The organism is Mixta gaviniae (assembly GCF_002953195.1).
GTDB lineage: Bacteria > Pseudomonadota > Gammaproteobacteria > Enterobacterales > Enterobacteriaceae > Mixta > Mixta gaviniae.
Genome location: NZ_CP026377.1, coordinates 439,245 through 465,647, shown reverse-complemented (window position 1 = coordinate 465,647; position 26,403 = coordinate 439,245). Strand labels below are relative to the sequence as shown.

Here is a 26,403-nt window from a genome sequence, read left to right as displayed (position 1 = left end):
TTAGTGGCAGCCGCAGCCGCCGTTGCCGCAACCGCCCTGACCCTGGCTGTGGCCATGGTCGTGGTCGTGGTCGTGATGATGGTCATGCTCGCCATGAACGTGGCCGTGAGCCAGTTCTTCCGGCGTCGCTTCGCGGATAGCGACCACTTCTACGTGGAAGTTCAGGTTTTGGCCAGCCAGCATATGGTTGCCGTCAACCACAACGTGATCGTCTTCCACTTCGGTGATTTCTACCGGCACCGGACCCTGATCGGTTTCCGCCAGGAAACGCATGCCGACCTGCAGTTCGTCCACGCCCATGAAGACATCTTTCGGTACGCGCTGCACCAGGTTGTCATCATACTGGCCGTAGGCGTCGTTCGCGGCGATATGCACATCAAACTTGTCGCCGACTTCATGATCTTCCAGAGCTTTTTCCAGACCAGAAATCAGGGAACCATGACCGTGCAGATAGTCCAACGGCGCGCTCACCGGAGACTCGTCGACCAACACACCGTCTTCTGTACGTACCTGGTAAGCCAGGCTGACCACCAGGTCTTTTGCTACTTTCATGATATCTCCTAACCGTTGAGAGCTTTGATCCCGACTCATTGGTCTATTTTCGCGTGCAATAACACCAACCAGAAAGATCCAGATGCTGACCCTTTGCGTGCCATAGCGGCAAGACGCGCAGGTAATGTTAACGATGCAGATTGTAACGGAATTCACTGCCGCTGTAAGGGTAAGCGTAAAAAAAGCTGCGCTGTTCCGCTACTCCGGATGAAAAATTCCGATAACCTGCTCCTGCTTGCGCAGCTCATCGCGCACCTGCTTGTCCGCCTCGCGCATTTGATGGCCGCACTTCACGCACTCCACGACGTCGACATTATTTTCACGCCACATCGCCAGCGTGTCTTTTTCCTGACAGTGCGGGCAGGCCGCACCGGCAATAAACCGTTTACGCATTTTTCTTTCCTGTGGTTACTTTCTGCCGCCCGGAACGGCGCGGATTATTCAGACCCGTCCCAGCCGTCAAACTGGCGTTTCTCCTGCTGCATCTCGCGCTGGAAAATATCCTCCAGCTCGCGTCGCGCCTCACGCGCGCGGGAGATCTGCGCATTGTCCGTATGGTTCGGCATCAGCTCGCGCAGCATACGCATATCGAGCCGGCGGAAATGGAGCTGCGCGCGCTGCGCCTGATGCGGATGCATTCCCAGGCTCATCAGCGCCTTGCGGCCCAGCTCCAGCGCGCTGGAGAAGGTTTCGCGCGAGAACTGCGTGACGCCCGCCTGCAGCAGCTCATGCGCCTCGACGCGTCCGCGCGCCCGCGCCAGAATTTGCAGATGAGGAAAATGGTGCTGGCAAAGATGCACGATATTCATCGTGTCTTCCGGATCGTTGCAGGTGATCACGATAGACTGCGCGCTGGCGGCGCCGGCGGCACGCAGCAACTCCAGCTCCGTCGCATCCCCATAGTATACTTTATAACCATATTTCCGCATCAGGCTCACGGCGCTGATATCGCGCTCCAGCACTGTAATACGCTTTTTATTGGCCATCAGTAGACGGCCGATCACCTGACCGAAACGGCCGAAGCCGACCACGATCACCTGCGGCTGATCGTCATCCACCCAGGGTTTTTCCGCCTGTTCGTCCGGTTCGTTGAAGCGGCGCACCAGAATGCGATCCACCCCTTGCATCAGCAGCGGCGTGGTCATCATCGACAGCGTGACGGTTACCAGCAGCAGTGGTAACTGGTCGCCACGGAACAGATGCGCCGACGAGGCGGCGGAAAACAGCACGAACGCGAACTCGCCGCCCTGGCTTAACACGCCAGCGAACTGCAGGCGCTCGGAACTGCGCAGGCCATAAACGCGCGCCAGCAGATAAAGCACCAGCGTTTTTACCGCCACCAGCACCAGTACGCCCGCCAGCACCGCCAGCAGATGCGTATAAAGTACGCCCAGATTCAGCGCCATGCCTACCGAGATAAAAAACAGGCCGAGCAGCAACCCTTTAAACGGCTCAATGGCGATCTCCAGCTCGTGGCGATATTCACTTTCCGCCAGCAGGATCCCGGCGATAAAGGTGCCCAGCGCCATCGACAGCCCCAGCGCGTCCATAAACAGCGCCGAGCTTAGCACCAGCAGCAGTGAGGCGGCGGTAAACACCTCGCGCACGCCGGAGGCGGCGATATAGCGGAAGATCGGCCGCAGCAGCAGCCGTCCGCCAATCAGCATCCCGGCGAACGCCAGTACCTTCATGCCGATTTTCATCCAGTCGGTATGGCCGCTGTCCGCGCCCGCCAGCAGCGGTACCAGCGCCAGCGCCGGGATCACCGCCAGATCCTGAAACAGCAGCACCGAAAAGCCGAGCTGGCCCGCTTCGTTGCGGTTCATTCCCTTATCGCGCATCAGCTGCAAGGCCATCGCCGTCGAAGACATCGCCAGCCCGATGCCGCCAATGGTCGCCGCCTGCCAGGAGAAATCGGTCAGCAGCAGCAGCCCGGCCAGCACCAGCGCGCTAAAGATCACCTGCGCGGCACCGACGCCGAAAATCGATCGCCGCAGCGCCCAGAGCTTCGAGGGGTTCAGTTCAAGGCCTATCAGGAACATCAGAAACACGACGCCCAGTTCCGAAAAGTGCAGGATCTCATCGACATCACTGATAAAGCCCAGTCCCCACGGGCCAATGGCGATGCCCGCCAGCAGGTAGCCCAGGACGGCGCCGATACCCAGCCGGGCGGCAATCGGCACCGCCACCACCGCGGCGAACAGATAGACCACGCCCGCCGTCAGTAAAGTTTGTCCTTCCATTTATGCGACTCCAGCTGGCAAAGGAGAAGAGAGCCACTCGCCGTAGGCTTGCGCGTAGTTTTTCATCATTTCGGGCGGCTGACGGCGCGCCCAGTAGATCACCATCGGTGTCAGCCAGTGCATGCGGCATAGCTGCGCGGTCAGCTCGAAGGGACGCATAATTTCCGTCATCGGGTAGCGATTAAGCCCGTCCTGATGATAGGCCGCCTCCGGCTCGCCGGTGGTAACGACGCTGCGCCAGTATTTTCCCTGCAGTGCATTGCCCTCCGGGCCGCTGGCGAAATCGCGCGACAGCACGCGATCCAGCCACTCCTTCAGCAGAGCGGGACAGCTGTAGGTATACAGGGGATGCTGAAAAACGATGATGTGATGCTCCCGCAGCAGCTGCTGTTCATAGTGAATATCGATAAAGAAATCAGGATAGTGCGCGTACAGATCGTGTACGGTAACGTGTGATAATTGCTGCGCCGGCTGCAGCAAGACCCGATTGGCTATCGAATCTTGTGATTCCGGATGGGCATACAGCAGCAAAACCTTAGGCGGCTGCGACATCTCTCCCCTCCAAACCGTCGTCATGATGCGGGTTTTCCGCTACCATGCACGACACAACGGAATCGGTGATTCCTGACTGATTATGATGACAATAAATTAACATACTCTGACAATACGGCGCTTATGATTGTATTCTCCTCGTTACAGATCCGACGTGGTACCCGCGTACTGCTGGACAACGCCACCGCCACCATCAACCCGGGACAAAAAGTTGGGCTGGTGGGCAAAAACGGCTGTGGTAAATCTACGCTGCTGGCGCTACTCAAAAATGAACTCAGCGCCGACGCAGGCAGCGTCACCTTTCCGGGCAACTGGTCTCTGGCGTGGGTCAATCAGGAAACGCCGGCGCTCTCGGTCGCCGCCATCGAGTATGTTATTGACGGCGATCGTGAGTATCGTCAGCTGGAGTCCGAATTACAGCGCGCCAACGAAAAAAATGACGGCAACGCCATTGCGCTGCTGCACGGCAAGCTGGACGCCATTCAGGCCTGGAGTATACAGGCGCGCGCCGCCAGCCTGCTTCACGGTTTGGGCTTTAGCCAGGAGCAGCTGCAGCGCCCGGTCAGCGACTTCTCCGGCGGCTGGCGTATGCGTCTCAACCTGGCGCAGGCGCTGATCTGCCGCTCCGATCTGCTGCTGCTCGACGAACCGACCAACCACCTCGATCTCGACGCCGTGATCTGGCTGGAGCGCTGGCTGAAAAGCTACAGCGGCACGCTGATCCTGATCTCCCACGACCGCGACTTTCTTGATCCGGTGGTGGATAAGATCCTGCACATCGAACAGCAAAGCCTGTACGAATACACCGGCAACTACAGCTCGTTCGAGCAGCAGCGCGCCACCAAGCTCTCTCAGCAGCAGTCGCAGTTTGAGCATCAGCAGCGCAAAGTGGCGCACCTGCAAAGCTATATCGATCGCTTCCGCGCCAAGGCCAGCAAAGCCAAACAGGCGCAGAGCCGCATCAAAATGCTGGAGCGCATGGAGCTGATCTCGCCGGCGCACGTCGATAACCCCTTCAGCTTCAGCTTCCGCGCGCCGGAAAGCCTGCCGAACCCGCTGCTGAATATGGAGAAGGTCTCCGCCGGCTATGGCGATCGCGTGATCCTCGACTCCATCAAGCTGAACCTGGTGCCGGGATCGCGTATCGGCCTGCTGGGCCGCAACGGCGCGGGCAAATCGACGCTGATCAAGCTGTTGGCGGGCGAGCTATCGCCGCAGAAAGGCGAAATCGGCCTCGCCAAAGGGGTGCAGCTGGGCTATTTCGCGCAGCATCAGCTGGAATTTCTGCGTGCGGATGAATCGCCGCTGCAGCATCTGGCGCGTCAGGCGCCGAAGCTGCCGGAACAGCAGCTGCGCGACTACCTGGGCGGCTTCGGCTTCCAGGGCGATAAGGTGGCGGAGCCGACTGCGCGTTTCTCCGGCGGCGAAAAAGCGCGGCTGGTGCTGGCGCTGATTGTCTGGCAGCGTCCGAATCTGCTGCTGCTTGATGAACCGACCAACCACCTCGATCTCGATATGCGTCAGGCGTTGACCGAAGCGCTGATCGATTTCGAAGGCGCGCTGGTGGTAGTTTCGCACGATCGCCATCTGTTGCGTTCCACCACCGACGATCTCTACCTGGTACATGACGGCAAAGTCGAAGCGTTCGCCGGCGATCTTGATGACTATCAGCAGTGGCTCAGCGACCTGCAGAAGCAGCAGGCGCAGCAGGACGCCGAACCGAAACAGGATAACGGCAACAGCGCGCAGGCGCGCAAGGATCAGAAGCGACGTGACGCCGAGCTGCGCGCCCAGACGCAGCCGCTGCGCAAGCAGATCGAAAAGCTGGAGAAAGAGATGGAGAAGCTTAACGCCCAGCTGGCCGAGGCGGAGGCGAAGCTCTCCGACGCCGCGATTTACGATCAAAGCCGCAAAGCGGATCTCACCGCCGCGCTGCAGCAGCAGGCAACGGCCAAATCCGCGCTGGAAGATCGGGAAATGGCCTGGCTCGATGCGCAGGAACAGCTGGAGGCGATGCTCTCTGCCTGATCGCACAGGCGCAGAGCGTCAGCGGGCGGCGCTCTGCGCCACCGCGTTATTCCCCGGCGGCTGGCGGATAACAATCACGCTACGCCGCCGGCGTTTCTGACAACAGCCGCCAACAACTTCGCTGCAACCCGCTAACGCCGTGCGTTTCCCATTTCATTTTGTTGATAAGTCGCCAACGTTTAGCGTTTTTTTTACTTTCTGTTTCCTTGTACTGCTGGTTTATAGTTCTTACTATTGCGTCCTGAATCAATCCGCCTGTTTTTTAACCCAGGGTAAGCCGTGTCAGAGCATTCCATCAGCCTGCTGCAAAAGAACCTGGCGGCTTTTTTGCTGCTGCTTTTCCTCACGCCTTTCGCTCACTCTCTCTCGCCTACCCTGTTTATCGTCGGCCAGCCGGTCTATCTCTGCTATCTCCCTTACGGGCTGGCGGTCGCCGCGGTCTATATCTTTGGCCGCGCAGCGGTGGCGCCGCTCTGCCTGGCTTTCTTTATTACCTTTAGCCTGATTTTTAACGCCCCATTGCCGGCGCTGGCTTTCACGCTGGCGCTGCTGATGCCGATTATCGCCTGCTGCTGGCTGGCGCGCCGATGGCTGGGCCGCCGCTGGCGCTACAGTCCCGGTCATCAGGGGCTGGGCGTCAGGCTTGGCGTGATTAACACCCTGGCCCCGCTGCTGACCCTGCTGCTGCTGACGCTGTTCGCGCCGCTGGTGGTTACGCTGCCGGGAACGCTCGACGGCTACTTCTCTTTAGCGTGGAATATGTTCAGCGTGCTGCGCCTGCAAAACCTGATCCTCTCCGCCGTACTGTTCACCATCTTTTTCTACTTCCCGCTGCGGATGCTGGCGCATCCCCGTTACGCCCGCACCTTTTGCCGCCTCTGCTGGCGCAGCCTGAACGCGCCGGGAAACCGTCTGCGCGCCCTGCTCTGGTCAGGCCTGCTTATCTTGCTGCTGACGCTGTTTTGCTCCTCTTTCCACTACTGGCTGATCTCCAGCTATCTGGTGCCGCTGGTGTTCGTGCTGTTTACCTGGGGCATTATGCGTTTTACCCCGCAGCTGGTGATCTGGCTCTGGTCGGCCAGCTGCCTGCTGCTGATGCGCTACAATTTTGATGTATTGCCGATAGGCTCGATCTTTGCGGCCACTTTTTTATCCTCCGCGCTTATCGCTTTCACTATCAGCCTGCTCTATATCGCCGCCAGCTACTGGCGCAGCCGCCGGCTGCAGCAAACGGCGCTCAGCCTGTCGCTCAGCGATCCCATCGTGCATCGCCCCAACCTGCGCGCACTGGCAAACGCGCTGAAGCAGCAGCAAAGCGGCGTGCTGTGCTATCTGCATCTGCATCATCTGAAGCTGCTCGGCTGCCACTACGGTCTGCTGATGCACACCTACAGCAAGCGCTGCATTATCGATGAGATAGCAACCCAGCTGCGGCCGGATGAAGGGGCGTATCAGATTACCGGCGACGGCCTTATGCTGCTGCTGCAGGGCGAGGATGAGGAGATTGTCGCGCGCCTGACGCAGCTGCGCGCGCACCTGAAAACGCGACAGATCCTTTGGCACAATCAGCCGATCGATATCGACTACGCCTTTGCCGCCGGACGCTTCAACGCTGAAGGCTCGCAGCTCTATCACCTTGCCGCCCAGCTCAGCTATCTGGCGGAACAGGCGCTGCTCAGCGGCGGCGTAACGCTGCTGGACAGCGATAACGTCCATCTGATCGGTCAGTTCTCGGAACGGGTGCTGCTGCTGCAAAAAATCAAACAGGCACTGGCGCAGCGCAACATCAGCCTGTTTGCCCAGCCGATCGTCGCCTGTCAGGGTGAACAGCGCTATTACGAAGTGCTGGCGCGCCTGCGCAGCGATGAGACGCTGATCATGCCCGATCGCTTTATGCCCTTAATCGATGAGTTTCATCTCAGCGTCGCCTTCGATCAGCTGGTGGTGGAGGAGACCGTCGCCTTTATTTACCGCCGCCGGCAGGCGAAACGCGCCTTACCCTGTCTCGGGATTAATCTGCTGCCCGCCACTCTGACGGAGCCGGGCATCGCGGAGATGTTTATGGCCGCCTTCCGCCGTTTTGATGTGCCGACAGACACGGTGATCTTTGAGGTGACGGAAGCGCAGGCGCTGATGGATAACCCGCTGGCGGATGCGGCGCTCGCCGCGCTGCGCCAGGCGGGGTTCCGCATTGCGATTGATGATTTCGGTGCCGGCTTCGCCAACTATGAGCGTGTAAAGCACCTCAGCGCCGATGTGATTAAAATCGATGGCCTGTTCGTCAGGAACAGTCTCAACGACAAGCTCGATCGCATCATTATCAAATCTATCTGCGACATCGCCCGGGAAAAAGGCGTCTCCGTAGTGGCGGAATATGTCGAAACCGAGGCGCAGAAGACGCTGCTGGCAAGCCTGGGCGTGGATTACATTCAGGGCTGGCTGACCGGGCAGCCAGCCCCGCTTGAAACGCTGCCTTAAGCGGCGCGGCGATCAGGCGGCGCGCCAGAAGGGCTTATCGCCCAGCACCGTGGCGCGATGCATAATGCGTCTTGTCGGCAGGTAATCAGCGTTAGCGTAATGCTGCGTTACCCGGTTATCCCAGATAGCCACATCGTTGGCGCGCCAGCGCCAGCGCACCTGAAACTCCGGCTTAGTGATATGGGCGAACAGAAACCCCAGCAGCGCGTCGCTCTCTTTCGGCGCAAGATCGACTATGCGCGTGGTAAAGCCTTCGTTAACAAACAGCGCCTGCTTGCCGCTGATGGGATGGGTGCGCACCACCGGATGCAGCAGGGGCGGATGGTTGGCCACCGCCTGACGCCAGCGCGCATGCGCCTCCGGCGTCGCGCGGTGCTTATATTCCGGGAACGATTTGGTGAAGTCATGCTCCGCCTGCAGGCCACTCAGCAACGCGCGCAGCGGCGGCGACAGCGCTTCAAACGCGGCGATACCGCTGGCCCAAAGCGTATCCCCGCCCTGTTCCGGCACCTGCTTCGCCGCCAGAATCGCGCCGGCGGGCGGCGTAGCGATAAAGGTCACGTCGGTGTGCCAGTTATCGTTATCCGGCGGGTTGTCGTTATGGGTATCCAGCACGATCACCTCTTCCACCCCCTCCGCATGAGGATAGACCGGATGAATATGCAGATCGCCGAAACGCGCCGCCAGCGCCCGCTGCTGCTGCGGCGTCAACGGCTGATCGCGCAGAAACAGCACCTGATGACGGATCAGCGCGTGCCAGAGCTGTTCAAACTGCCCGTCGCTAAGCGGACGGGTCAGATCCAGGTTATCCACCTGAGCGCCGATATGCGGGCCCAGTGCGGTAATCGTCAGACGTTCGTTCATTGCTGTTCTCCATGCCAGGGCGTAAGCCGACGCTGCAGCGTCCGCAGGCCCAGTTCTAAACCGAATGCGATTAACGCAATCACTAAAATCCCCGCCAGTACCACATCGGTCGCCAGGAATTCACCGGCGGACTGCACCATAAAGCCGAGCCCGCGCGTGGCGGCAATCAGTTCGGCCGCCACCAGCGTCGACCAGCCGACGCCGAGACCAATACGTACGCCGGTGAGGATCTCCGGCAGCGCGCCCGGCAGGATCACATAGCGCAGCAGCTGCCCGCAGCTGGCGCCCAGCGACTGTGCCGCACGCAGACGTACCTGCTGCGCGCTTTTTACCCCCTGTAGCGTGGCGAGCGTCACCGGGGCAAAAATCGCCAGATAAATCAGCAGAATTTTCGAGGTCTCGCCGATGCCAAACCAGATCACCATCAGCGGCAGATAGGCAAGCGGCGGCACCGGTCGGTAAAGCTCAATCAGGGGGTCAAGGATGCCGTGCGCCGTTTTGCTTAATCCCATTGCGATGCCGGTCGGTACGCCGATCAGCACGGCAGCCAGCAGCGCCAGCAAAATGCGCCCCAGGCTGGCGGCCAGGTGCTGCCACAGGGTGGCGTCCATAAAGCCCTGCGCGCTGGCGATGGTCAGCAACTGGCGCAGCACCTGTTGCGGCGGCGGCAGAAACAGCGGCGCAATCAGCTGCAGCGCCGTCACCAGCCACCATAGCGCCAGCACCACCAGCAGGGTGGCCAGGCTGAGCGTCAGCCGCCGGGAAAGCGGCCAGCGCCAGCGTGCGCGCGTCGCGCGCTGTTTATCGATAGCCTGAATGCTCATGAAAACGCCTCGCGCTGTTGAAATACCCGGCCCAGCACATACTCGCGGCGGGCGATAAAAAGCGGATCGGATTTGATCGCCCGGCACGATTCGCCGGCGGCGAAGCGGCGGCCGAAATCAAGCGACAGCCGCTCGCTGACGCGGCCCGGCCCAGGCGTCAGCAGGATCAGCTCGCTGGCGAGGAATACCGCCTCTTCGATATCGTGCGTGATCAGCAGGATCTGTTTGCCACTGTCGCGCCACAGCCGCAGCAGCAGTTCCTGCATCTGCTCGCGGGTAAAAGCGTCCAGGGCGCCGAACGGCTCGTCCAGCAGCAGCAGCGCCGGATCGGCCGCCAGCGCCCGGGCGATGCCGACGCGCTGGCGCATGCCGCCGGAAAGCTGCCAGATAAAGCGTTTGTCGGTGCCTTCCAGCCCGACCTTCTTCAGCATTTTCCCGGCGATGGCGCGGCGCGTGGCGGTATCAACGCCCGCCAGCTGCAGGCCAAACGCGACGTTATCCAGCACGTTGCGCCAGGGCAGCAGCCCCTCATGCTGGAACACTACGCCGCGTTCGGCGCCTGGCCCGACGATCGGCTTGCCCGCCAGGGTAATCTGTCCCTCTTCTATCGGCAGAAAACCGGCGATCAGGTTCAACAGCGTGGTTTTACCGCAGCCCGAAGGCCCCAGCACCACCGTCAGCTCGCCAGCGTTCAGCGTCAGGTTAATGTCATGCAGTGCGGTCTGTCCGTTATAGCGCGCGCTCAGGTGCGAAATGGCCAGCATGGTTCACCTCTTTTACTGTTGCGCCAGCGGACGCACGAAGCGGTCGGTGACATAAGCCCGGTAGTCCGGCGCCACCTGCGCCACCTTGCCCTGCTCTTTCAGGAACTGTGCGGTATCGCTAATCGCCTTACTTACCGGCTGGCCAAGTTGGGCGATCTGCTGTTGAGCGTTCAGATAGGTGTTGCCTTCAACCAGCGCCGGCACCTGATCCACCGGCGCGCCGCTCAGGCGGGAGAGCGTTTCCAGATTTTTTCTCTGCTGCAGCCACTGCTGCGGCTGCGCGAGATAGGCCTGCTGCGCCGCCAGCGCGCTGCGGGCGAAAGCGGTGACAATCTCCGGATGCTGCGCGGCAAAATCTTTGCGCACCACCCAGACATCCAGCGTCGGTGCGCCCCATTTGCCCACCTGCGCCGAATCGGTCAGCACGGTGCCGGTTTTCGCCAGCTCATTCACCGCCGGCGCCCAGACGTAGGCGCCGTCGATCTCACCGCGCTGCCAGGCGGCGATAATCGCCGGCGGCTGCAGATTAATGATTTGAAGCTGGCTGGGCTTGATGCCCCAATGTTTCAGCGCGGCCAGCAGGCTGTAGTGGGTAGTAGAGATAAAGGGCACCGCGATGCGTTTGCCGATCAGATCCTGCGGCGAGGTGATTTTTTTGTTCACCACCAGCGCTTCGGAATTGCCAAGCTGCGAGGCGAGCAGGAAAACTTCGATGGGTAATTGTTGACTGGCAGCGACCGCCAGCGGGCTTGATCCGATATTGCCGATCTGCACATCTCCGGAAGCCAGCGCGCGGACTACACTGGATCCGCTGTCAAACTTGCGCCAGTCAACCTGGGCGCCGCTCTCTCTGGCAAAGGTATTCTCCGCCTGGGCAATTTTCGCCGGCTCGGCTGACGTTTGCCAGGCGACGGTGACCTCAACGGCATTCGCCTGTTCCATCAGTAGCAATAAAGTGGCTGCTATTGCTAAAAACCGCGTGATACTCATCATTTTGCGCTCCGCCTGCTGTTATTGTCGTAGTGACTCTGTTGTAACTGAGGCGCCGCCGCATGCTGAAGTAATTAAAAATTATGTGTAATCACCAATAGGACTTAGAAAAGATAACGATATATTTATCTGAAATACGCAAAAACGAAATTTATTGAATGATAAATGGTCCTGATTCAGCCACTGTATATAGCGACATTTTTCAGTCTGTCTGTTGTTGATCTCTTAGAGGGTTTTTCATGTCGATTGAGAAAGTTGCCCGTCTCGCTGGTGTCTCGACCGCGACCGTTTCGCGCGTGCTGAACGGTTATGAAGGGGTTCGCCCCGCCACCCGCGATCGCGTGCTGGCCGCCATCGCCGCCAGTCAGTACCAGCCCAACCTGCTGGCGCGCCAGCTGCGCACCTCGCAGAGCCGAATGCTGCTGGTGCTGGTATCCAACATCATTAATCCTTTCTGCTCGCGCGTAGTACGCGGCATCGAGGCGGAGGCGGAGGCGCACGGCTACCACATTTTATTATGCAATTCCGATTCCCAGGCCCAACGTGAATCCGCTTATCTGACGCTGCTCAGCGGCAAGGTGGTCGATGGGGTGATCACCATGGACGCCGTCAGCAATCTGCCCGGCCTGCGTCAGATGATCGGCGCCTCGCCGTGGGTGCAGTGCGCTGAAGGCAACCCTGAGGTAGCAGGCTCATCCGTGACGATCGATAACCAGCAGGCGGCGCGCGAAGCGGTCGCGCATCTGACGCGGCGCGGCCGGCGACGCATCGCCATGATCAATGGCGATCCGCGCTATCTCTATGCGCAGCAGCGTGAGATGGGCTACCGGGCGGCGCTAACGGCGGAAAATTTACCCTGGACCGGGGTGGAGTACGCCAATGAGGTGGAGTGCGAAGCGGGCTATGCGGCGATGGAACGCCTGCTGGCGCGCGGCGAGCCGCCTGACGCGGTGTTCGCCGTCTCAGACGTGCTGGCCGTCGGCGCGATACACTGCGCCCGCCAGCATCAGCTGCGCATCCCGGAGGATATCGCCGTACTGGGCTTCGACGGGCTGCCGTGGAGCGCCATGCTGTCGCCGCCGCTCAGCACGCTGGAGCAGCCGATGCATCAGCTGGGCGTGCGCAGCGTGCAGCTGCTGCTGCAGCGCATCAAAGAGCCGCACGGGCCGCACGTGCATGAGCAGCTGCACTGCAAGCTGGTGGTGCGCGCCTCCAGCTGATCAATGCCAGATTAACAGGACGCAGGCGGCCGTCAGCGCGCCCATGGAGAGGTTGAATATTTTCCAGGCGCGGCGGCTACGCAGCAGACGCCCGATCAGGGTGCCGAATCCAAGCCAGATAATTCCCGCCACCAGGTTGACCAGCGCCATGCCGATGCTGATCGCCACCACCGATCCCCGATAGGCCTCGCCCGCCAGGCTAAAGCTGGCGACGGCGCCCAGCGCCATCAGCCAGGCTTTCGGGTTCACCAGCTGCAGAAGGCCGCCCTGCCAGAACGGCATCGGCCGCGGCGGCGCGTCGCCCAGCTCCAGCTTTTCATAGGCGGCGGTGGCGATTTTCCACGCCAGCCATAGCAGATAGAGGCTGCCGGCGATTTTCAAAAACAGGTGCAGGGAGGGATAAAGCAGGATCAGGCTGCCGACGCCGAAGGCGACCATTAGCAGCATCAGCTGCATGCCGAGCATAATGCCAATCATGAGCGGCATAGAGCGCAGAAAACCAAAATTAGCGCCGGCGGTGGTGAGTAACATATTATTCGGGCCTGGCGTAATCGCCGCAACCCAGAGAAAGCCCAACATCGATAAAAACAGACTCAGTTCCATGTAGCGGATGTCCCTCATCCTGTAAAATTGCTAACCTGTCGAAGCTATCAGCGTGCCAGGTATCCTACAAGCCTTAGATGATGAAATTAAATCACGTGCGTGATTACCCCTTTATCCCTATGAAAGGGCTGCATAATCCCCATTTACAGACGGTATTGCCGCGCCTGTTTCGCCGCCGCATTCACCTTAAGCCCTACTGGCAGCGTCTTGATCTGCCGGACGGGGATTTCCTCGATCTCGCCTGGAGCGAAGATCCGTCGCAGGCGCGCCATAAGCCGCGCGTGGTGCTGTTCCACGGTCTGGAAGGCAACTTCAACAGCCCCTACGCGCATGGCCTGCTGCAGGCCTGGCGGCAGCGCGGCTGGCTGGGCGTGGTGATGCACTTTCGCGGCTGCAGCGGCGTGCCGAATCGCATGGGGCGCATCTACCACTCCGGCGAAACCGGCGACGCCAGCTACTTTTTGCAGTGGCTGCGCACCACCTTCGGCAAGGCGCCGACGGCGGCGGTCGGCGTCTCGTTGGGCGGCAATATGCTCGCCTGCCTGATGGGCGAACAGGGCGACGCCTGCCTGCTGGACGCGGGCGTGGTGGTCTCCGCGCCGCTGCTGCTGGAGCCGTGCAGCGCGAAGCTGGAGCAGGGTTTCTCCCGTGTCTATCAGCGCTATCTGTTGGGCCAGCTCAAGCTGAACGCGCGCCGCAAGCTGCACGCCTGGCCCGGCACGCTGCCGGTGGATCTGCCGCAGCTGAACGCGCTGAAGCGCCTGCGCGATTTCGATGACGCCATCACTGCGCGCGCCCACGGCTTCCTCGACGCCGGCGACTACTACCGTCGCGCCAGCGCTATGCCGCTGCTGCCCGGCGTACGCAAGCCGCTGCTGATCATCCACGCGCAGGACGACCCCTTTATGACCGACGAGGTGATCCCCGATCTGACGCGGTTACCTGCTAACATTGAATATCAACTGACAGAACATGGCGGCCACGTCGGTTTTGTCGCCGGTACGCTGCGCCGCCCGCAAATGTGGCTGGAGCAGCGCATTCCCCAATGGCTTTCACCTTATCTGGATAACTGAGCTGTGATGATCCCCTGGCAAGATCTGGCGCCGGAAACGCTGGATAACCTGATTGAAGCTTTCGTGCTGCGCGAAGGCACCGACTATGGCGAACAGGAGCGTTCGCTGGCGGAGAAAGTAGAGGATGTGCGCCGTCAGCTGAAAAACGGCGAAGCGGTGCTGGTCTGGTCGGAACTGCATGAAACGGTGAACATCATGCCGCGCGGGCAATTCCGCGGCTAACGGCCGGCGTGTCAGCACTGTGCGGCGCGTCACACTATTCGCTTTGCGCGCCGCGCGGGTGGTGATGACACTTCCGGGCGAAACGTGATAACAATGCTCATCGCCTGAGTTAACCCAGAGAGTGTCTATGTCAGCCAGACATCCGATTATTGCGGTAACCGGCTCCAGTGGAGCGGGAACCACCACCACCAGCCTTGCCTTTCGCAAAATCTTTCAGCAGCTGAATCTGCATGCCGCGGAGCTGGAAGGCGACAGCTTCCACCGCTATACGCGGCCGGAAATGGATATGGCGATCCGCAAAGCGCGCGACTCGGGGCGGCATATCAGCTACTTCGGCCCCGAAGCGAACGATTTCGGTCTGCTGGAACAGACATTTGTCGAATATGGCGAAAGCGGCCGCGGCCAGTCACGCAAATATCTGCATACCTATGACGAAGCGGTGCCGTGGAACCAGGTGCCCGGCACCTTCACCCCCTGGCAGCCGTTGCCGGAGCCGACAGATATTCTGTTCTATGAGGGGCTGCACGGTGGCGTGGTGACCCAGCACCACAACGTGGCGGAAAAGGTCGATCTGCTGGTGGGCGTGGTGCCGATCGTCAATCTGGAATGGATTCAGAAGCTGGTGCGCGATACCGGCGAGCGCGGCCATTCGCGCGAGGCGGTAATGGATTCGGTGGTGCGCTCAATGGAGGATTACATCAACTACATCACGCCGCAGTTCTCGCGCACTCATATCAACTTCCAGCGCGTGCCGACGGTGGATACCTCCAACCCGTTCGCCGCACGCACGATCCCTTCGCTGGATGAAAGCTTTGTGGTGATCCATTTTCGCGGGCTGGAGGATATCGATTTCCCCTATCTGCTGGCGATGCTGCAGGGATCCTTTATCTCCCATATCAATACGCTGGTGGTACCGGGCGGAAAGATGGGGCTGGCGATGGAGTTGATTATGCTGCCGCTGGTGAAGCGGCTGATTGAAGGCAAAGAGATTATTTAGCCCCGCCTCAGGCGTTGTTGACCCGCTCATAACTGTGAGTGATGGCGACACCTTTACCCAGCATCATCGCCACAGAGCAGTACTTTTCGGCGGAGAGCGCGACGGCGCGCGCCACCGCTTTATCGCTCAGCCCGCTGCCGCTGACGATAAAATGCAGGTTAATATGCGTGAAGACGCGCGGCTCCTCCTCGGCGCGCTGCGAGGTCAGCCTGACCTCGCAGTCGCTTACCGCATGACGCCCCTTTTGCAAAATCGAGACGACATCGACGGCGCTGCAGCCGCCGGCGGCCAGCAAGACCATCTCCATTGGGCTGGGCGCTTTATCGCCGGCATTGCCATCCATCAGGATCTGATGCCCGGAGGCGGACTCGCCCATAAAGGTCAGCCCTTCTATCCATTTTACGCGCGCCTGCATATTCATCGCTCTCCGGATAATTCAGCTTATTGCCAGCCTACGCTTTCAGTAATGAAACGGCAATTGTCCGATTCACCTCAAGCTGAAGCGAGACAACAGGAGACAGTGAGATAAAGCTGTGCTACAAACAAAGCTGTAATATTTTCGTTCTAAGAAACGAAAACGGGACTCTTTCACGCCTGGGCGCGCCAAATTTTCCCGAATAAATTTCCAGCTGGAAATGCCAGAAGATTTCAACGCCTGACAGGGAAAACTGCCCCCTGTATTTAGGGCACGATTACAACAGAGGATAACAGCGAATGGTTCTCGGCAAACCGCAAACAGACCCTACTCTCGAATGGTTCCTGTCACATTGCCATATTCACAAGTATCCATCGAAAAGCACATTGATTCACCAGGGTGAAAAGGCCGAAACGCTCTATTACATCGTAAAAGGTGCGGTCGCGGTGCTGATCAAGGATGAAGAAGGCAAAGAGATGATCCTCTCCTACCTCAACCAGGGTGATTTCATTGGCGAGCTTGGCCTGTTCGAAGAAGGTCAGGAGCGCAGCGCATGGGTACGGGCGAAGACCGCCTGTGAAGTGGCTGAAATTTCCTATAAAAAATTCCGTCAGTTGATTCAGGTGAACCCTGACATTCTGATGCGTCTCTCCGCCCAGATGGCGCGTCGTCTGCAGGTTACCTCGGAGAAAGTGGGCAATTTAGCTTTCCTGGATGTTACGGGCCGCATCGCGCAGACGCTGCTCAACCTGGCGAAACAGCCTGACGCCATGACCCACCCCGACGGGATGCAGATCAAAATCACCCGCCAGGAGATCGGCCAGATTGTTGGCTGCTCGCGTGAAACGGTCGGTCGTATTTTGAAAATGCTGGAAGATCAAAACCTGATCTCCGCTCACGGTAAAACGATTGTCGTTTACGGCACACGTTAAGCTTATTTAAACGCACGGCGTGATGCCCCGCATCACGCCGTGTTTATTTTTGTGATGTGGTGATGTGGCGGAGAATTATTTACCATCCTGAAGTGAACTACGCGCTGCGTCAGACGCTGGTTCTCTGTTTACCGGTGGCCATCGGCTGGCTGCTGGGGGATTTGCAAAAAGGATTGCTGTTTTCACTGGTGCCCGCCTGCTGCAATATCGCCGGGCTGGATACGCCACATAAACGCTTTTTTAAGCGGCTGATCGTCGGCGGTTCGCTGTTCGCACTCAGCAGCTTTCTGGTGCAGTGGCTCTCGCTGCAGCAGGTGCCGCTACCCGCCACGCTGTTCGCGATGGCGCTGCTGCTGGGCGTCACCGGCGAAATCGGCCCGCTGCACGCCCGTCTTCTGCCCGCCTCACTGATCGCCGCGATTTTCACCCTTGGCCTGGTGGGACGCATGCCCATCTGGGCGCCGCCGCTGCTCTATATCGGCGGTACCTTCTGGTACGGCCTGTTCAACTGGTGCTGGTTCCGGCTGTGGAAAGAGCAGCCGATGCGCGAAAGCCTTAGCCTGCTTTATCGCGAGCTGGCCGACTACTGCGAAGCGAAATATACCCTGCTGACCCAGCTTTCCGATCCGGAAAAGGCGCTGCCGCCGCTGCTGGCGCGTCAGCAAAAGGCCGTCGATCTGATCAATACCTGCTATCAACAGATGCATATGCTGGCTGCTAACCGCGATCACAGCCACCAGCGCCTGACGCGCGCCTTTCAGGTAGCGCTCGATTTGCAGGAGCATATTGCCGTCAGCCTGCATCAGCCGGAAGAGGTGCAGAAGCTGGTGGAGCGCAGCCATGCGGAAGCGGTCATACGCTGGAATGCCCGCACCATCGCCGCCCGCCTGCGCGAGCTGGCGGACGATATGCTTTATCATCGCCTGCCGTCACGTTTCAGCATGGAAAAGCCGCTGCTGGGGCTGGAAAAAATCGCCCGCCAGCATCCGGAAAATCCCGTCGGCCATTTCTGCTACTACCACTTCAGCCGCATCGCCCGCGTGCTGCGCACTCAGCGTCCGCTTTACCGCCGCGACTTAATGGCGGATCGCCAGCGCCGGCTGCCGCTGTTTGCCGCGCTGCGCAGCTACCTGTCGCTAAAGTCGGCCGCGCTGCGCACCGCGGCGCGCTTTGCGGTGATGCTGGTGTTCGGCAGCGCGTTGGCGCTCGCCTTTAACGTGCCGAAACCGTGGTGGATTTTAATGACCATCATGTTTGTCAGCCAGAACGGCTACAGCGCTACGCGCGTGCGCATTCAGCACCGTGCCGCCGGCACGCTCGCCGGGCTGGTGATCGCCGCCGCCACCCTGCGCTTTTCGGTGCCGGAATCGGCGGTGCTGCTGGTGATGCTGGCGATTACCCTGGTCAGCTATCTGTTTATCCGAAAATATTACGGCTGGGCGACCATCGGCTTTACCGTCACCGGCGTCTACTCGCTGCAGCTGCTGTCATTAAACGGCGCGCAGTTTTTGCTGCCGCGCCTGATGGATACGCTGCTCGGCTGTTGCATCGCTTTCGGCGGTATGGTCTGGCTGTGGCCGCAGTGGCAAAGCGGCCTGCTGCGTCAGAATGCGCACGATGCGCTGGAAGCTTATCAGGAAGCGCTGCGCATGCTGCTCGGCAACGAGCCGTCGCCGCAGAAACTCGCCTGGCAGCGGGTCGCCGTCAACCAGGCGCACAATGCGCTATTCAACTCGCTGAATCAGGCGATGCAGGAGCCGGCGTTTAATACTCGCTATCTTAACGATATGCAGCTATGGGTCACGCACAGCCAGTTTATCGTTGAGCATATCAACGCCATGACCATTCTGGCGCGGGAACATACCATGCTGCCGCCGGCGCTGGCGCAGCGCTATCTGCAATCGTGCGAGATCGCGCTGCAGCGCTGCCAGCAGCGACTGGAGTATGACGGGCCGGGACAGGAGAGCAATGTTCTGGAAAGCCAGGTCAGTGAGCAGGAGGGCGCGGTCACCATCATGGAGCGGCATGTAAAACGTATCCTTGAACACCTTTCGGTGATGCACACCATCTCCTCTCTCGCCTGGAGCCAGCGGCCGCAGCACGGCAAATGGCTGGTGCGCCGTCTGCGCAAAGGGTAAAAAAGCGCCTCCGGGAGGCGCTCGTGTTGCCTGCCGGCGTCAGGGCGGTATGCTATCTGCGCACATCGGCATGGCGTTATAATCGCGCCGGCACAGCGTTACGTCGCGCCGACGGAATAGGCCGCCTGGCTTCGCGCCGGCGTCCCCGCTGTTCAGCCGGCGTTCAGCACCTTTTCCGCTGCGCGGGCGAAGCGCGCCATGCCGTCGCCGATATCGGCCAGCGGGATCACCAGCGACGGGGCAAAGCGCATCACCTCGGTGCCCGCCGTCAGCACCATGACCCCCTCTTCCGCCGCCGCATGCAGAATATCGCGCGCCTTGCCTTTATGCTGCGGCTGCAGCTGCGCGCCGATCAGCAACCCTTTGCCGCGGATCTCGCTAAACAGATCCAGCTTCGCGTTGATCGCCTCCAGCGCCTCGACAAAGCGTTGACGCCGCGCCGTCACGCCCTCCAGCACCTGCGGGGTGTTGATAATATCCAGCGCCGCTTCTGCCACCGCGCACGCCAGCGGGTTGCCGCCGTAAGTGGTGCCGTGGACACCGGGCGCCATCGCCGAGGCGATCTTATCGCTGGTCAGCATCGCGCTAACCGGGAAGCCGCCGCCCAGCGCCTTCGCCGTGGTAAGAATATCGGGCTGCACGCCGTAGTGCTGATAGGCGAACAGTTTGCCGCTGCGCCCCATGCCGCTCTGCACCTCATCCAGTACCAGTAGCGCCTGATGCTGATCGCACAGCTGGCGTAGCCCCTGCATAAAGGCTTCGGTGGCGGGCGTTACACCGCCCTCGCCCTGAATCGGCTCAACCACGATGGCGCAGGTGTGATCGTCGATCACTGCCTTCACCGCCTCCAGATCGTTAAAGGGAACATGAACGATATCGGCCGGCTTCGGTCCGAAGCCGTCGGAATATTTAGGCTGCCCGCCAACGGAGACGGTAAACAGCGTGCGCCCGTGGAAGGCGTTATGGAACGCGATGATTTTGCTTTTGTAGGGGCTGTGGCGCGTCGCCGCATAGTAGCGGGCCAGCTTGAAGGCGGCTTCGTTCGCTTCGGCACCGGAATTGGCGAAGAAAACGCGCTCGGCAAAGGTGGCGGCGATCAGCTTGCTGGCCAGACGCAGCGCCGGCTCGTTGGTGAACACGTTACTGGTGTGCCACAGGGTTTCGCCCTGGGTTTTCAGCGCCTCCACCAGCGCCGGGTGGCAATGGCCAAGCGCGGTCACCGCGATGCCGCCGGAAAAATCGATATACTCTTTTCCCTGCTGATCCCATACGCGGCTGCCTTTGCCCTTCACCGGCACAAACTGCGCAGGTGCATAAACAGGCAGAATTACCTTATCGAACGTCTCCCGCGTCACCGCCATTTTTTCCGCTGCCATTCCCTACCTCGTCTGTTTTTGCCTTATCATGAATGAAAAAATAATCATAAAATATGCATAATAAGTCAAACGAATTCGTGCGGTGCTTACGCCCCGGCGCGTCGACGCAAGAAGTTAGCCAGCAGTTGATGCCCCTGTTGGCTGAGAATGCTTTCCGGATGAAACTGGACGCCTTCGACATCCAGCGTCTTATGCCGCAGTCCCATAATTTCATCGGGTTCGCCGTCGCGCAGGCTCCAGGCGGTCACCTCCAGCGTCTCCGGCAGCGTCTCTTTTTCCACAATCAGCGAGTGATAGCGGGTGACGGTTAACGGCTGCGCCAGCCCGGCAAACACGCCGCGCTGCTGATGGGCGACGGCGGAAGTCTTGCCATGCATCACCTGGCGGGCGCGCACCACGCGGGCACCGAATACCTGCGCCAGCGCCTGATGGCCCAGACAGACACCCAATACCGGCAGCCTGCCGGCAAAAGCGCGGATAGCCTCCAGAGAGATGCCCGACTCGTCAGGCGTGCAGGGACCGGGAGAGATAACCAGGTGGGTCAGCGGCAGCGACTGCATCTCCGCCAGAGTAATATCGTCGTTGCGGCGTACCAGCACTTCCGCATCCAGCTCGCAGAAGTACTGGTACAGGTTCCAGGTGAAAGAGTCATAATTATCGATAAGCAGCAGCATTTTTGCTCCGGGCTGAACCAAAACGCCGCTATTCTACGCGCTTACTGCGGCTCGCTCACTACGTTGGCGAAGATATTGGTCAGCCCGGTCAGATCGCCACGCACGCTCTCTTCATTGGCCTTCAGCCAGGCATCGCGTTCGGTCTTGCTCCAGTCGATATCGTAGCCGGCGTGAATGATCAACTGCTCGAAGAAAAGACGCTGCGCGCGACCGTTGCCGTCGCGAAACGGGTGCAGCATATTGATTTCGCAGTAGTAGTGCGCCAGACGCGCGACAAATTGTTCGAAAGGCAGATCGGCCAGCCCGTTCTCCTCTTCCAGCGCATCCATCAGCGCGTTGCCCTCTTTTTCAATATATTCAAAGTGGCAGAAGGGAGTATCGCCGAGGTAAAGATCGATTTCGCGGATTTCGCCCGCCCACTCATACAGATCCTGAAACAGGGTGCGGTGGATGGCGCAAAGATAGGGGAAGCCGAGGTTGCGCGGCCCCAGTTCGAGGGTTGCGGCGCGCAGCGAAGTAAAGGCCACTTCTGCCTTCTGCAACTGAGCGGCATCATGGATATCCAGCCGGTTGCGCAGCACGTCATCATTCTGCCAGTAGTAGGGATCGCGCCCATTCATTGCGTTAGCCGCCATACTGCCTCCGTAACGCCTGTAAGCGCTCGCCAGCCTGTTCGGCGTCCAGCGTCACTTCGACAAAAGATAAGCCTTCCAGTTTGCTACTGGCCAGAAAGTTGGCGTTGCGTCGCCGTTGCCACAGCGTCGCCTTCTGCTTTTCGGTCAGTTTTGTTGGCATACTGCCTCCGGTCAGGGAATGAATGACCTAAGTATAAGCAGCAAAACGCCGATCTGCTGAGGGGAGGAGATGGCCGCCGCAGAGGCGACGGCATAAGAATTACGGCAGGACTTTCGCGGAGAGGATCACGACCGGCTTGCTGGGTACGTTCTGATAAGGGCCGATATTTTTGGTCGGCACCTGAGAGATCTTGTCGGCGACCTCCATCCCCTTCACCACTTTGCCGAAAACGGCGTAGCCGAAATCGCGCTGGCCATGGTCAAGGAAGGCATTGTCGGTAACGTTGATGAAGAACTGGCTGGTCGCGCTGTCCTTCTCGGCGGTACGCGCCATGGCGATAGTGCCGCGCGTATTGCGCAAGCCGTTATCCGCTTCGTTTTTAATCGGGGCGTTAACCGGCTTCTGCTGCATATCGCTGGTGAAGCCGCCGCCCTGGATCATAAAGCCGGGGATCACGCGATGAAAAGTGGTGTTGTTGTAGAAACCGCTGTTGACGTAATCGACGAAGTTTTTCACCGACACCGGCGCCTTCTGGTTATTCAGTTCAAGTTCGATATTACCGGCGGAGGTGGTCAGGAGGACGTGCGTATCGCCCTGTGCAGCAAAACCAGGAGCGGAAAAAGTGGACAGCGCGAAGAGTGCCGCAACCGCTGTCAAAGTACGTTTCACCATGAATGATTCCTTACTGAGGCCACAAAATCAAAACGAAATTGATTGTAAAGAGCCTGCTGAGCAAGAGCCAGCGTTTTACCTTTATTTACTTAGCGCGCCATGCTGCGCAAACGTTAACGTGCGCCGGTTAAAGGGTGACTGACATCACAGTATTGATGAAATGAATGAAGGTAATTTCATCGTTAGTTTGATCGCGGATGAAATTTCTTTACACTTCCCGTCGACTACCCCCTGTGCTGCTTCAGACAGGCTCCCTTAGGCTCAAGGTTCCCCAACTATGACAAATCGTAACCGCATTGGACTGACGTGGATCAGTTTCTTTTCCTATGCGCTCACCGGCGCACTGGTCATTGTCACCGGGATGGTGTTAGGCGATATCGCTAACTATTTCCAGCTTCCGGTTTCTGAAATGAGCAACACCTTCACCTTCCTCAATACCGGTATTCTGGTTGCGGTATTCCTTAACGCCTGGCTGATGGAGATCGTGCCGCTGAAGCGTCAGCTGATCTTCGGCTTCGTGCTGATGGTACTGGCCGTACTGGGCCTGATGACCAGCCATAGCCTGGCGATCTTCTCCGCCTGTATGTTTGTGCTGGGCGTAGTCAGCGGCATTACCATGTCGATCGGTACCTTCCTGATCACCCATATTTATGAAGGCCGTCAGCGCGGATCGCGCCTGCTGTTTACCGATTCCTTCTTCAGCATGGCGGGCACCGTCTTCCCGGTGATCGCCGGCATGCTGCTGGCGCGCCATCTGCCCTGGTACTGGGTCTATGTCTGCATCGGCGTGATCTACCTGGCGATTTTCCTGCTGACGTTGACTGTTGAATTTCCGGTGCTGGGCAAGAAGCAGCATGACGCGCAGCCGGTGGTTAAAGAGAAATGGGGCATCGGCGTGCTGCTGCTCTCCATCGCCGCGCTCTGCTATATCCTGGGCCAGCTGGGCTTTATCTCCTGGGTGCCGGAATACGCCACGAAATCGATGGGTATGGATATCAGCGCCGCCGGTCAGCTGGTGGGTAATTTCTGGACCTCTTATATGATCGGCATGTGGGCGTTCAGCGTGATCCTGCGCTTCTTCGATCTGCAGCGTATTTTGATGGTGCTGGCCGCGCTGGCGACCCTGCTGATGTACTGGTTCGTCAGCAGCAACGAGCCGGGCATGCTGAAGTGGATCATTATCGGCCTGGGCTTCTTCTCCAGCGCGATTTACACCACCATCATTACCCTCGGCTCGCAGCAGACCAAAGTCTCTTCGCCGAAGCTGGTCAATTTTATCCTGACCTGCGGCACCGTGGGCACCATGCTGACCTTCGTGGTAACCGGCCCGATCGTCGCCAAAGGCGGCGCGCACGCGGCGCTGGCGACCGCCAACGGTCTCTACGCCGTGGTGTTTGTTATGTGTCTGCTGCTGGGCTTTGTTACTAAGCATCGCCAGAACGGCCACGCCGGACACTGATTGCCCCGGGCGAAACCTGCCGGTTTCGCCCGCTTTCCCTCTTCTTATTGCGCTCCTTCTTTTGTTCGATTTTGCTCTTTCAACCGCATTGCCTCTTGCTGCTGCTCTCCCTGTTGCTGCCGTTTTCCCTCTTCCTGTTACTGTCTCTCTTTCTGCCGCTTTCCCTCTTCCTGTTCCTGTCCCTCTTTCTGCCGCTTTCCCTTTTTCTGCTGCTTTCCCTCTTTTGCCGCGCTCCCTCTTTTGCCGCGCTCCCTCGTCGCGTCAATAACGCTCGCTGTGCCCTCCCGGCACCAGCACGCCGCTAAAGGCTATGTAAATTTCACCCATCGTTATATAATTCACAACATAACGAAATATTGACCCTCCCTGACTCTTCCGTGAGTCCTGCTGGAAAAGAGATGTCCACACTACGTTCCAACCTGAAAAAATCTGCCGCCGCCTGCGCGCTGCTGCTGACGGCCGCCGCCTCGGCAACGGAAAATGTCGGCGAACAACCCGCTCTTACCGTAACCGCCGCCCCCGCTCAGCCGCCATCGTCCGTGGATAAAACCGCCACGCTGGGCAATACGGGTTCGCAGGAGATCCGCAACACGCCCTGGGCAGTACAGACCCTTTCACCGCAGCTGATGAAAAGCCAACAGCGCAAAAGCGTCAGCGATCTCTATCGCTATATGCCGTCGGTGCAGGGCGATGGTGCCCGCCCGCAGACGCGCGGCATGCAGGGCAGCGTGGTGCAAAACAGCATGATTGACGGCCTTAATGTCGTCTCCACCACCGACTACGCCGCTGAACAGTTCGATCATATCGAAGTGCTGAACGGACTGGCCGGTTCGCTCTACGGCCCGGCCAACCCCGCCGGGCTGTTTAATTTCGTCAGCAAGCGCGCCAGCGATACGCCGCAGCGCAGCCTGACGCTGGGCGGCGGCACCGGCCTCAGCCATCTGGCGGCCGGCGACTTCAGCGGCCCGCTGGACAGCAACGATCGGCTGCGCTATCGCCTCAACCTGCTGGATGACGAGGGTGAGGGCTACGTCAGGGAGAGCAAGAAACGCCGCCAGCTTTTCAGTCTGGCGCTTGATGCCACCCTGACAGATCGGACGGTGCTGGAGAGCAACGTTAGTTACTACCACTTTTATGAGAAAGGGCTGCCGGGCAAATTCGCGCTCGGCAAGGGGCTGCGCTTTCCCGTCGCGCCCGACCCGACCACCGCGCATCTTGGCCAGGCCTACGCCGGCAACGATAACCATACGCTGACGGCCAGCCTGCATCTCAAACATGACGTTGACGGCAACTGGCAGGGCGAAGCGGGCGTGCTGCGTCAAATCGCCGATCGCGAATCCACGGCGGTGACCAACACCTTTACCGACAATCGCGGTCATTACACCACCACCACCTCTTCAGCGACCGCCAGCCGTTTTACCATTAACAGCTATATGGCGAACCTGAACGGCGAAGTGGAAAACGGCTGGCTAAGGCAGCAGATCGCCACCGGCGTGCGCGGCTTCGTCTGGAAAAACCTCAATCCGCTGCAGGGCGCCACCACGACATTGGGCAGCGCCTCGCTGGATGATCCACAGGCCTTCGGCCGCCCGGACTACCCCGACTTCACCCGTCGCTACCACTCCGCCACCGCCACCCAGCACGCGTTCCTGCTGAGCGACAACCTGATATTTTCGCCGCGCTGGAGCCTGCTGCTGGCGGGCAGCGAAAGCCTGCTTAGCGCATCCAACTATGCGAAAAACGGTAGCCGCAGCAGCCGCGCCTCTGACCACGGCTTTAGCGGTTCGGCCAGCCTGAGCTGGAAGCCGGTCGATCCGCTGACGCTCTACGTCAGCTACGCCGATAGCCTGCAGCAGGGCGACACCGCGCCCGCCGCCGCCAATAACGCAGGTACGATGCTGGCGCCGTACCGCAGCCGTCAGGTGGAGATCGGCAGCAAACTGGCGGTCAATAAACTGCTGTTGACCGCCGCGCTATTCCAGATCAAGCGCCCCTTCGCCTATACCAACGCCAGTGGCGACTACGCGGTGGACGGCGAGCAGCGCAACCGCGGTCTGGAGCTGATGGCGGACGGCGATCTCAGCGATCGTCTGCATCTCTATGGCGGTATGAGCTGGCTCGATCCGCGCCTGCTCAGCACCGCCAGCGCGCAGACAGAGAATAAGCAGATCGTCGGCCTGCCCCGCTACACCGCCAGCCTGTTCGCCGCGTACGATTTGCCGATGCTGAGCGGCGTCGATATTCACGGCGGCATGCGCTACGTGGGGCGCCGCGCCACCGATAACCAGAATGAAGGCTGGGTCAGCGGCTACACCACGCTGGATGCGGGTGCGGCCTACCAAACCCGGCTGTTCAACACCGCCGCCACCTTCCGTCTGGACATCACCAACCTGACCAACCGCCACTACTGGACCAATATCGTGCCCGGCGGCCTTAACGGCTATAGCGGCGCCGGTTATGCCAGCGCACAGCTGGGCGAGCCGCGTATGGCGCAAATCTCCATGCAACTCAATTTCTGATCGGGAGCTAAAC

At 59.7% G+C, this 26,403-nt stretch carries 25 protein-coding genes; 10 read left to right on the top strand and 15 right to left on the bottom strand.

The window, feature by feature from the left end:
* From slyD to kefG, 4 genes are all read right to left on the bottom strand, one after another.
* The gene (gene slyD / locus C2E15_RS02000; protein WP_104955932.1) at positions 1–552 is read right to left on the bottom strand and encodes a peptidylprolyl isomerase; all 552 of its coding nucleotides are present in this window, start codon (positions 550–552) and stop codon (positions 1–3) included.
* A gap of 198 nt (positions 553–750) precedes the next feature.
* The gene (locus C2E15_RS01995) at positions 751–945 is read right to left on the bottom strand and encodes a YheV family putative zinc ribbon protein (protein ID WP_104955931.1); all 195 of its coding nucleotides are present in this window, start codon (positions 943–945) and stop codon (positions 751–753) included.
* Positions 946–989: 44 nt separating this feature from the next.
* Positions 990–2,795, bottom strand: coding sequence for a glutathione-regulated potassium-efflux system protein KefB (gene kefB / locus C2E15_RS01990; protein ID WP_104955930.1), 1,806 nt, complete (start codon positions 2,793–2,795; stop codon positions 990–992).
* Positions 2,796–3,347: a glutathione-regulated potassium-efflux system ancillary protein KefG gene (gene kefG / locus C2E15_RS01985; RefSeq protein WP_104955929.1), complete on the bottom strand. Its 552-nt coding sequence runs from the start codon at positions 3,345–3,347 to the stop codon at positions 2,796–2,798.
* Positions 3,348–3,470: 123 nt separating this feature from the next.
* Here kefG and C2E15_RS01980 point away from each other — a divergent pair, with 123 nt between their 5' ends.
* Positions 3,471–5,375 (top strand): ABC transporter ATP-binding protein, encoded by a 1,905-nt coding sequence (locus tag C2E15_RS01980; protein ID WP_104955928.1) that lies wholly within the window; start codon positions 3,471–3,473, stop codon positions 5,373–5,375.
* Between the two features lie 279 nt (positions 5,376–5,654).
* Positions 5,655–7,853: a sensor domain-containing phosphodiesterase gene (locus C2E15_RS01975; RefSeq protein ID WP_104955927.1), complete on the top strand. Its 2,199-nt coding sequence runs from the start codon at positions 5,655–5,657 to the stop codon at positions 7,851–7,853.
* Between the two features lie 12 nt (positions 7,854–7,865).
* Here the strand turns inward: C2E15_RS01975 and tauD are convergent, their stop codons facing one another.
* The 4 genes from tauD to tauA are packed head-to-tail and all read right to left on the bottom strand — an operon-like array spanning position 7,866 to position 11,295.
* Complete coding sequence (gene tauD / locus C2E15_RS01970) at positions 7,866–8,717, bottom strand: taurine dioxygenase (protein ID WP_104955926.1); 852 nt, start codon at positions 8,715–8,717, stop codon at positions 7,866–7,868.
* The gene (tauC, locus tag C2E15_RS01965; RefSeq protein ID WP_104955925.1) at positions 8,714–9,541 is read right to left on the bottom strand and encodes a taurine ABC transporter permease TauC; all 828 of its coding nucleotides are present in this window, start codon (positions 9,539–9,541) and stop codon (positions 8,714–8,716) included. Before tauC ends, tauD begins: the two co-directional genes overlap by 4 nt.
* A complete protein-coding gene (gene tauB / locus C2E15_RS01960; protein WP_104955924.1) occupies positions 9,538–10,305 on the bottom strand; it encodes a taurine ABC transporter ATP-binding subunit in 768 nt (255 codons plus the stop codon). The genes tauC and tauB overlap by 4 nt, the downstream gene beginning before the upstream one ends.
* Before the next feature lie 12 nt (positions 10,306–10,317).
* Positions 10,318–11,295 (bottom strand): taurine ABC transporter substrate-binding protein, encoded by a 978-nt coding sequence (tauA, locus tag C2E15_RS01955; protein ID WP_104959046.1) that lies wholly within the window; start codon positions 11,293–11,295, stop codon positions 10,318–10,320.
* A gap of 239 nt (positions 11,296–11,534) precedes the next feature.
* Here tauA and C2E15_RS01950 point away from each other — a divergent pair, with 239 nt between their 5' ends.
* A complete protein-coding gene (locus tag C2E15_RS01950) occupies positions 11,535–12,515 on the top strand; it encodes a LacI family DNA-binding transcriptional regulator (RefSeq protein ID WP_104955923.1) in 981 nt (326 codons plus the stop codon).
* On the opposite strand, the gene C2E15_RS01945 is transcribed toward C2E15_RS01950, so the two are convergent.
* A complete protein-coding gene (locus C2E15_RS01945; RefSeq protein ID WP_104955922.1) occupies positions 12,516–13,118 on the bottom strand; it encodes a LysE family translocator in 603 nt (200 codons plus the stop codon). It lies immediately after the preceding gene.
* 77 nt (positions 13,119–13,195) lie between these two features.
* Here C2E15_RS01945 and C2E15_RS01940 point away from each other — a divergent pair, with 77 nt between their 5' ends.
* The 3 genes from C2E15_RS01940 to C2E15_RS01930 all read left to right on the top strand — a co-directional run bounded on the left by C2E15_RS01940 (position 13,196) and on the right by C2E15_RS01930 (position 15,410).
* The gene (locus tag C2E15_RS01940; RefSeq protein WP_104955921.1) at positions 13,196–14,191 is read left to right on the top strand and encodes a hydrolase; all 996 of its coding nucleotides are present in this window, start codon (positions 13,196–13,198) and stop codon (positions 14,189–14,191) included.
* Positions 14,192–14,194: 3 nt separating this feature from the next.
* A complete protein-coding gene (locus tag C2E15_RS01935; protein ID WP_104955920.1) occupies positions 14,195–14,413 on the top strand; it encodes a YheU family protein in 219 nt (72 codons plus the stop codon).
* Between the two features lie 127 nt (positions 14,414–14,540).
* On the top strand, positions 14,541–15,410 hold the full coding sequence (locus C2E15_RS01930; protein WP_104955919.1) for a phosphoribulokinase: 870 nt from the start codon (positions 14,541–14,543) through the stop codon (positions 15,408–15,410).
* 7 nt (positions 15,411–15,417) lie between these two features.
* Here C2E15_RS01930 and C2E15_RS01925 read toward each other — a convergent pair whose 3' ends face one another.
* The gene (locus tag C2E15_RS01925) at positions 15,418–15,825 is read right to left on the bottom strand and encodes an OsmC family protein (RefSeq protein WP_104959045.1); all 408 of its coding nucleotides are present in this window, start codon (positions 15,823–15,825) and stop codon (positions 15,418–15,420) included.
* Positions 15,826–16,124: 299 nt separating this feature from the next.
* On the opposite strand from C2E15_RS01925, the gene crp reads away from it, so the two are divergent.
* Together crp and C2E15_RS01915 are read left to right on the top strand one after the other, a co-directional pair.
* On the top strand, positions 16,125–16,757 hold the full coding sequence (crp, locus tag C2E15_RS01920; RefSeq protein ID WP_013510795.1) for a cAMP-activated global transcriptional regulator CRP: 633 nt from the start codon (positions 16,125–16,127) through the stop codon (positions 16,755–16,757).
* A 62-nt stretch (positions 16,758–16,819) separates the two neighbouring features.
* Positions 16,820–18,895, top strand: a complete 2,076-nt coding sequence (locus C2E15_RS01915) for a YccS/YhfK family putative transporter (RefSeq protein ID WP_104955918.1) — start codon at positions 16,820–16,822, stop codon at positions 18,893–18,895.
* A 152-nt stretch (positions 18,896–19,047) separates the two neighbouring features.
* Here C2E15_RS01915 and argD read toward each other — a convergent pair whose 3' ends face one another.
* The 5 genes from argD to ppiA all read right to left on the bottom strand — a co-directional run bounded on the left by argD (position 19,048) and on the right by ppiA (position 22,412).
* Positions 19,048–20,271, bottom strand: coding sequence for a bifunctional acetylornithine/succinyldiaminopimelate transaminase (gene argD / locus C2E15_RS01910; RefSeq protein ID WP_104955917.1), 1,224 nt, complete (start codon positions 20,269–20,271; stop codon positions 19,048–19,050).
* Positions 20,272–20,357: 86 nt separating this feature from the next.
* Positions 20,358–20,945 (bottom strand): aminodeoxychorismate synthase component II, encoded by a 588-nt coding sequence (locus tag C2E15_RS01905; protein WP_104955916.1) that lies wholly within the window; start codon positions 20,943–20,945, stop codon positions 20,358–20,360.
* Between the two features lie 41 nt (positions 20,946–20,986).
* Positions 20,987–21,580, bottom strand: a complete 594-nt coding sequence (locus C2E15_RS01900) for a putative adenosine monophosphate-protein transferase Fic (RefSeq protein WP_104955915.1) — start codon at positions 21,578–21,580, stop codon at positions 20,987–20,989.
* Positions 21,570–21,740 (bottom strand): YhfG family protein, encoded by a 171-nt coding sequence (locus tag C2E15_RS01895; RefSeq protein WP_104955914.1) that lies wholly within the window; start codon positions 21,738–21,740, stop codon positions 21,570–21,572. Before C2E15_RS01895 ends, C2E15_RS01900 begins: the two co-directional genes overlap by 11 nt.
* Before the next feature lie 99 nt (positions 21,741–21,839).
* Positions 21,840–22,412, bottom strand: a complete 573-nt coding sequence (gene ppiA / locus C2E15_RS01890) for a peptidylprolyl isomerase A (protein WP_104955913.1) — start codon at positions 22,410–22,412, stop codon at positions 21,840–21,842.
* Positions 22,413–22,689: 277 nt separating this feature from the next.
* Between ppiA and tsgA the strand changes: the two genes are divergently transcribed.
* Entirely contained in the window at positions 22,690–23,871 is a 1,182-nt protein-coding gene (gene tsgA, locus C2E15_RS01885; protein WP_104955912.1) for an MFS transporter TsgA, read from the top strand.
* A 398-nt stretch (positions 23,872–24,269) separates the two neighbouring features.
* The gene (locus C2E15_RS01880; protein ID WP_104955911.1) at positions 24,270–26,390 is read left to right on the top strand and encodes a TonB-dependent receptor; all 2,121 of its coding nucleotides are present in this window, start codon (positions 24,270–24,272) and stop codon (positions 26,388–26,390) included.
* The last annotated feature ends 13 nt before the right edge of the window (positions 26,391–26,403 follow it).

Excerpts from the sequence above, each read along its gene's own strand:
- slyD (WP_104955932.1), bottom strand. The coding sequence starts at position 552 with ATGAAAGTAGCAAAAGACCTGGTGGTCAGCCTGGCTTACCAGGTACGT.
- C2E15_RS01995 (WP_104955931.1), bottom strand. The coding sequence starts at position 945 with ATGCGTAAACGGTTTATTGCCGGTGCGGCCTGCCCGCACTGTCAGGAA.
- kefB (WP_104955930.1), bottom strand. The coding sequence starts at position 2,795 with ATGGAAGGACAAACTTTACTGACGGCGGGCGTGGTCTATCTGTTCGCC.
- kefG (WP_104955929.1), bottom strand. The coding sequence starts at position 3,347 with ATGTCGCAGCCGCCTAAGGTTTTGCTGCTGTATGCCCATCCGGAATCA.
- C2E15_RS01980 (WP_104955928.1), top strand. The coding sequence starts at position 3,471 with ATGATTGTATTCTCCTCGTTACAGATCCGACGTGGTACCCGCGTACTG.
- tauD (WP_104955926.1), bottom strand. The coding sequence starts at position 8,717 with ATGAACGAACGTCTGACGATTACCGCACTGGGCCCGCATATCGGCGCT.
- tauC (WP_104955925.1), bottom strand. The coding sequence starts at position 9,541 with ATGAGCATTCAGGCTATCGATAAACAGCGCGCGACGCGCGCACGCTGG.
- tauB (WP_104955924.1), bottom strand. The coding sequence starts at position 10,305 with ATGCTGGCCATTTCGCACCTGAGCGCGCGCTATAACGGACAGACCGCA.
- tauA (WP_104959046.1), bottom strand. The coding sequence starts at position 11,295 with ATGAGTATCACGCGGTTTTTAGCAATAGCAGCCACTTTATTGCTACTG.
- C2E15_RS01950 (WP_104955923.1), top strand. The coding sequence starts at position 11,535 with ATGTCGATTGAGAAAGTTGCCCGTCTCGCTGGTGTCTCGACCGCGACC.
- C2E15_RS01945 (WP_104955922.1), bottom strand. The coding sequence starts at position 13,118 with ATGGAACTGAGTCTGTTTTTATCGATGTTGGGCTTTCTCTGGGTTGCG.
- C2E15_RS01940 (WP_104955921.1), top strand. The coding sequence starts at position 13,196 with ATGATGAAATTAAATCACGTGCGTGATTACCCCTTTATCCCTATGAAA.
- C2E15_RS01930 (WP_104955919.1), top strand. The coding sequence starts at position 14,541 with ATGTCAGCCAGACATCCGATTATTGCGGTAACCGGCTCCAGTGGAGCG.
- C2E15_RS01925 (WP_104959045.1), bottom strand. The coding sequence starts at position 15,825 with ATGCAGGCGCGCGTAAAATGGATAGAAGGGCTGACCTTTATGGGCGAG.
- crp (WP_013510795.1), top strand. The coding sequence starts at position 16,125 with ATGGTTCTCGGCAAACCGCAAACAGACCCTACTCTCGAATGGTTCCTG.
- C2E15_RS01915 (WP_104955918.1), top strand. The coding sequence starts at position 16,820 with ATGTGGCGGAGAATTATTTACCATCCTGAAGTGAACTACGCGCTGCGT.
- argD (WP_104955917.1), bottom strand. The coding sequence starts at position 20,271 with ATGGCAGCGGAAAAAATGGCGGTGACGCGGGAGACGTTCGATAAGGTA.
- C2E15_RS01905 (WP_104955916.1), bottom strand. The coding sequence starts at position 20,945 with ATGCTGCTGCTTATCGATAATTATGACTCTTTCACCTGGAACCTGTAC.
- C2E15_RS01900 (WP_104955915.1), bottom strand. The coding sequence starts at position 21,580 with ATGGCGGCTAACGCAATGAATGGGCGCGATCCCTACTACTGGCAGAAT.
- C2E15_RS01895 (WP_104955914.1), bottom strand. The coding sequence starts at position 21,740 with ATGCCAACAAAACTGACCGAAAAGCAGAAGGCGACGCTGTGGCAACGG.
- ppiA (WP_104955913.1), bottom strand. The coding sequence starts at position 22,412 with ATGGTGAAACGTACTTTGACAGCGGTTGCGGCACTCTTCGCGCTGTCC.
- tsgA (WP_104955912.1), top strand. The coding sequence starts at position 22,690 with ATGACAAATCGTAACCGCATTGGACTGACGTGGATCAGTTTCTTTTCC.
- C2E15_RS01880 (WP_104955911.1), top strand. The coding sequence starts at position 24,270 with ATGTCCACACTACGTTCCAACCTGAAAAAATCTGCCGCCGCCTGCGCG.